General features: G+C 71.8%; 7 protein-coding genes. 4 read left to right on the top strand and 3 right to left on the bottom strand.

All coding sequences use genetic code 11. The annotated features are described in order from the left end of the window. Positions 1-803, top strand: an 803-nt coding sequence (locus C468_RS15270; protein WP_008849807.1) for a DMT family transporter, incomplete at its 5' end; no start/stop codon positions are given. Positions 804-825: 22 nt separating this feature from the next. Here the strand turns inward: C468_RS15270 and C468_RS15265 are convergent. Beyond that, positions 826-1,380 carry a hypothetical protein gene (locus tag C468_RS15265; RefSeq protein WP_049912274.1) on the bottom strand — a complete coding sequence of 185 codons (555 nt, stop codon included), beginning with the start codon at positions 1,378-1,380 and terminating at the stop codon, positions 826-828. 175 nt (positions 1,381-1,555) lie between these two features. After that, positions 1,556-1,906, bottom strand: a complete 351-nt coding sequence (locus tag C468_RS15260; protein WP_008849805.1) for a 2Fe-2S iron-sulfur cluster-binding protein — start codon at positions 1,904-1,906, stop codon at positions 1,556-1,558. 108 nt (positions 1,907-2,014) lie between these two features. On the opposite strand from C468_RS15260, the gene C468_RS15255 reads away from it, so the two are divergent. Further along, on the top strand, positions 2,015-3,013 hold the full coding sequence (locus tag C468_RS15255; protein ID WP_049912273.1) for a biotin--[acetyl-CoA-carboxylase] ligase: 999 nt from the start codon (positions 2,015-2,017) through the stop codon (positions 3,011-3,013). A 44-nt stretch (positions 3,014-3,057) separates the two neighbouring features. Here the strand turns inward: C468_RS15255 and C468_RS15250 are convergent, their stop codons facing one another. After that, positions 3,058-3,618, bottom strand: coding sequence for a universal stress protein (locus C468_RS15250; RefSeq protein ID WP_008849803.1), 561 nt, complete (start codon positions 3,616-3,618; stop codon positions 3,058-3,060). A 127-nt stretch (positions 3,619-3,745) separates the two neighbouring features. Between C468_RS15250 and C468_RS15245 the strand changes: the two genes are divergently transcribed. Both C468_RS15245 and C468_RS15240 read left to right on the top strand, forming a co-directional pair. Beyond that, a complete protein-coding gene (locus C468_RS15245) occupies positions 3,746-4,003 on the top strand; it encodes a DUF5789 family protein (RefSeq protein WP_049912272.1) in 258 nt (85 codons plus the stop codon). A 90-nt stretch (positions 4,004-4,093) separates the two neighbouring features. Then, positions 4,094-5,296, top strand: a complete 1,203-nt coding sequence (locus tag C468_RS15240; RefSeq protein ID WP_008849801.1) for a redox-regulated ATPase YchF — start codon at positions 4,094-4,096, stop codon at positions 5,294-5,296. Positions 5,297-5,400 lie beyond the last annotated feature (104 nt).

Here is a 5,400-nt window from a genome sequence, read left to right as displayed (position 1 = left end):
GCTACGCCGTCGCCGGCGCGATCGTGTTGGGGATCGCGGCGATCACGTCCGGTCGGACGGTCCCCCGGAGCCGCGACGAGTGGCTCGGCGTGGCCGTCGCCGGCGTCTTCGTGATCGCCGCGTACCACGGCCTGCTGTACGTCGCCGAGATCCACATCACGGGCGCGGTCGCCGCGGTGATCGTGAGCCTCTCGCCGGTGTTGACCGCCACGTTCGCGGCGCTCCTCCTGCCGAACGAGCGGCTCGGGCCCTTCGAGATCGGCGGGTTCGCGCTCGGGATCCTCGGCGTGATCGTGATCGCCGACCCGATGGAGGCCGGGCTCGGTAGCTCGGCCCTGCTCGGTGTCGCGCTCGCGTTCGCCGGCGCCGTCGCCTTCTCGCTGGGCGCGGTGCTCCTCCGCCCGCTGCGCACCGACCTCCCGATCGCCGCGCTGCAGGGGTGGGCGATGGTCTCCGGCGCCGGTCTGTTGTTGGTCGGCGGCGCCCTCCTGGGTGAGTCGCCCGCAGAGATCGTCTGGAACGCGACCGCCGTCGCCTCGCTCTCGTATCTCACGCTGCTGTCGGGCGTCGTCGCGTTCCTGATCTACTTCGCGCTGCTCGACGAGGTCGGCCCGACGCAGCTCCACCTCGTCGGCTACGCCGAACCGGTCGTCGCCGCGGTCGGGAGCTGGGTCCTGCTCGGCAGCCTGATCGAGGCGGAGGCGCTCGTCGGCTTCGTCGCGATCCTCGCCGGCTTCGCCGTGCTCGAACGCCACGAGATCGCCGCGTACGTCGGCGTCGAAGACGCGCTCCGGGCGCGCTGACCGACCGCCGCCCGGCGCGCGGTCACTCGATGTCCTCCGTCAGGCCCGCCCGGAGGTCCCGCCCGAAGTAGTGACCGATCAGCGCCAGTGCGAGTCCCGCGCCGCCGCCGACCGCGACGAGCGGCAGCCCCCACTGGGAGAGGTAGTCGATCCCGATCGGGAGGAACCCGACGCCGAGAACGCTCGTCACCGCGCTCGCCGCGCCCGCAGCGGCCCCGGCGATCCCCGTCTCGACGTACCGGCGGGTCGAGAGGACGAGCCCGAGCAGGAACGCGGCGAGGAACACGCCGCCCGCGGTCCCGATCGTCCCGCCGATGAGCGGGATCAGGCCGCCGACGAACACCCCGACGCCGACCGCGACGAGCGCGAGCGCGAACGCCTTCGCCGAGAACCACCGACCCGAGACGCCGACTCTGCCGGCGTCCGCGGCGCTCCCCGCGCTCGGTTCGGCGGTCTCGGCCCCGCCCGTCTCGCCGGCGGACGCATCCTCGCCGCCTGCGAGGTCGTCGTCGAGGAGGTCGTCGAGGTCGTCCATCGGGTCCCCGTCGGACGCCTCCCGTTCTTTGGAGGGTTGCATAGCCGAGAGTTCGCCCGTGAGGCCTTGTGTCTTGCGCCGAGGCCGGATCGCTTCCCGCTCTCAGCGATCTCACCGCCGTCCCGTGCGACTCGGTAACGCTCGCCGTTTCACCGGAAACGAGGTGTCCCCCGTCCCGTCCGGGGGGCGCCGTCGGTCGCCGACTGCGAGGCCTGGCTCACTCCTCGCCCTCGGGTCGCCCTCGCGGGCCCCAGACGAGCTTGTCGACCAGCTCGACGGTCATCGGACCGTCGACGGTCACCTGACAGGAGAGGCGCGGGTAGCCGAACCGCTCCGCCAACCGGTCGTGCCAGTGCTCGGGCGGCGCCTCCCCGCGAATCCGGACGCCGCAGGTCGCACAGAGGCCTCGGCCGCCGCAGTTGAGCCGGCGCGTCGCGGCCGCGTACGGCGACAGCCCCGCCTCCAGCAGGGCCTCGCGCAGGTTTCTCCCGGGCTCGACCGAGAGTTCGGTCCGGTCGTCGCCGTCGAGGACGGTCAGCGGGACGGTCTCATCGCGGGTGCCCGTCATTCGGGTCGCCCTTCGGGCTCCGAACGGATAGGCCCACGCTCGGTCGCGGCCTCCCGACGCGAACCGGGACCCGGAACGGCTTTGGACGCTCGCGCCGACCGCGTCGACATGGACACGCGTCGCGCGCTGCTCGACGCCTTGGGCGACGGGCCCGTCTCCGGTCCCGCGCTCGCCGACGACCTCGACGTGTCGCGGGCGGCGGTGTGGAAGGCGGTCGAGGCGCTCCGCGAGGAGGGGTTCGCGGTCGAGTCGACCCCGGAGGGGTACCTCGCGCCCGAGCGGCCGGGCTTCTCCGCAGCCGGCGTCGAGTTCGGGCTCGACGCGCCCTACGCGGTCGAGTACCACGACCGGATCGCGTCGACGAACGAGCGGGCCCGCGAACTGGCGAGCGACGGGGCGGACGGCGTCGCGGTCGTCGCCGACGAGCAGACCGGCGGCCGCGGGCGACTCGACCGCGAGTGGGTCGCGCCCAGCGGCGGCGTCTGGCTCTCGCTCGCGGTCCGGCCCGACGCGCCGCCGGCTCGCGCCCCGCTCTTCACCCTCGCCGCCGCGGTCGCGACGGCCGACGCCTGCCGAGAGGCGGGCGTCGACGCTCACATCAAATGGCCGAACGACGTGCTCGTGGGGGGAGTCGAGGACGTGATCAAGCGCGACGGCGACGCCGGCCCCGCGGCGTCCGGCGGTCGCGGCGGCCGCAAGGTCGCGGGGATCCTCACGGAGATGGAGGGGGAGGCCGACCGGATCTCGTGGATCGTCCCGGGGATCGGGGTCAACGCCAACATCGACGCCGAGACGCTCCCGGCGGGTGCGACCTCCCTGTCCGAGGAGCTCGGCGAGCCCGTGGACAGGCGCCGGTTCGCCGCGACGCTCCTGGAGCGGTTCGCGGCGCTCGCGGGGACCGCGGACCGGATGGACCGGATCCTGCCGGCGTGGCGCGAGCGCGCGAGCACTCTCGGCCGTCGGGTCCGCGTCGACACCCCGAACGGCCCGGTGACGGGCACCGCGGTCGACGTGGAGCCGCCGGGCGCGCTCGTAATCGAGACGGACGAGGGGACCCGGCGGGTCCACGCCGGCGACTGCGAACACCTGCGCGACGCCGGCGGCTGAACGGCGGGCGCATCGGGGCGACGGGACCGCCAGAAAGGGAGTTGTTAGCTCTGCCCGGTCGCTTCCGACTCCCCGTCGGCCCCCGAACCGCTTTCGGCCGGGCCCTCGCGATCGGCCGGGGATCCGCTCTCGACCGCCCTCTCGTCCGTCTCGCCCGTCGGTATCTCGCCGTCCAGCCGCACCGTCAGCACGGGAATGCTGGACCCCCGGACCACCTTCTCGGCGACGCTTCCGAGCAGGAGCCGGTCGATGCCGCCCCGACCGTGCGTCCCCATCACGATCAGGTCGCAGCCGTTGGCCTCGGCGTACCGGATGATCTCCTTGCTCGGCGAGCCCTCCGCGACCGCCGTCTCGGCGTCGAGGCCGGTGTCGGCCGCGAGCGACTCGACCTCGCCGGCGGCCTCCTTCGCGTCCTCCCGCAGGAGCTCGCTGACGCCCTCCCACGAGCTCTCCATCGGCATCCCCGCGTAGCTCGCCGTGTCGACCACGTACAGCCCGTGGACGTCCGCACCGTGGACCGACGCGAGGTCGAGTGCGTGCGCGACCGCTCGCCGCCCCTCGGCGGAGCCGTCGGTCGGGACGAGGATCCGATCGTATAGAGTCATTCGTTCACATACAACACGGTTCCGCCGGCACATAACTCTTTGCGCGTTTTGCCGGTTCTTTCTGCGCCGTCACGCGGGGATTCCGCGCGAGGCGCGTGTTTAAGCCCTCTCGCGCCGGAACTCACACATGACATCCGAAGTTCATCTCGCGCGCGTGGTCGACGAGTTCCGCGAACACTCCTACCCGGCCGCCCGCCAGGACCTCGTCGACTCCTGTGACGGCACGACCGTGCTCTTCGCCGACGGCGACGCCGACCTCGGCGACCTCGTCGCCGACATCGACCAAGAGCGGTTCGAGAGCGCCGAGGACTCCTTCGCCGCGCTCCAGAACGTGCTCCCCATCGAGGCGCTCGGAGAGCCGAGGCAGTCCGACGGCGACGCCTGACCGGTCCCGGCGTCCTCGCCCCTCGTCACCTGTCCGCACGCCACGGCGCGTCTCGCATCGCTTTTTACCGTGGATCGCGCACTGAGGGTAATGAGTTACCGGATCGGCCTCGTCGGCAAGCCCTCCGTGGGGAAGTCGACTTTTTTCAACGCCGCGACCATGAACGACGTGCCCGAGGGCGCGTACCCGTTCACCACGATCGACCCGACCGTCGGCGAGGCGTACGTCCGCGTCGACTGCGCCGCCCCCGAGTTCGACGAGACCTGCACGCCGAGCGTCGGCGTCTGCCGCGAAGGGACCCGATTCGTCCCGGTGAAGCTCGTCGACGTCGCCGGGCTCGTCCCGGGCGCCCACGAGGGGCGCGGGCTCGGCAACCAGTTCCTCACCGACCTCAACGAGACCGACGTGCTGATCCACGTCGTCGACTTCTCGGGCAAGACCGACATCGAGGGCGAGACGACCGAGGGGCACGACCCTCGCGAGGACATCGACTTCTTAGAGGAGGAGCTCGACGAGTGGTACCTCGACGTGTTAGAGAAGGGCCTCGAGAAGTTCGAGACCCGCTACCACGGCGCGGACGCCGCGATCGAGCGGGAGCTCGCCGAGCAGATGTCCGCGTTCGGCATCGACAAGGACCGGATGAAGCGGGTGATCCTCGCGGAGGGGCTCGAGCTGGACCCGGCGACGTGGGACGACGCGGACAAGGCGGACCTCGCCCGCGAGATCCGGAAGCGCACGAAGCCGATGGTCGTCGCCGCCAACAAGATGGATACGCCCGAGGCGCAGGCGAACTGGGAGGAGATCACGACGGACCCCGACTACGACCACCTCTCGTTCGTCCCCGCGAGCGCCCACGCCGAAAAGGCGCTTAAAAATGCGAACGACGCCGGCGTCGTCGACTACGCGCCCGGCGACAGCGGCTTCGAGGTCGTCGGCGACGTCTCCGGCGATCAGGAGGCGGGCCTCGATCAGATCGGCGAGTTCGTGGCCGAGTACGACGGGACGGGCGTGCAAGGTGCGCTTGAGGCGGCCGTCTTCGACGTCCTCGGCTGTATCGCCGTCTTCCCCGGCTCCGCGAACGGGAGCAAAGACGAGAAGGGCGTCTTCCGCGACTGCTTCATCCTCCCCGAGGGGTCGACGACGGAGGACTTCGCGTTCCACATCCACTCGGACATCGGCGAGGGGCTCCTCCACGGCACCGACTGCCGGAGCGGCCGGCAGGTGGGGGCCGCCCACGAGCTCTCCCACCGCGACGTGATCGAGCTGGTCTCGACGAAGCAGGCCGCGCCGTAGGCCGGGGACCGCCTTTTCGTCGTTCAGCAGTTTTCGAGGCGGAGCCTCCGGCCTCAAGTAGCGAGGGGTTCCGACGCTCAGTCGGAAGCGCGACGCGAGTAGGC

It is taken from the genome of Halorubrum kocurii JCM 14978, assembly GCF_000337355.1.
GTDB classification, from domain to species: domain Archaea; phylum Halobacteriota; class Halobacteria; order Halobacteriales; family Haloferacaceae; genus Halorubrum; species Halorubrum kocurii.
Note: the sequence above shows the minus strand (reverse complement) of the source record. Positions and strands in the feature narration are given on the sequence as shown.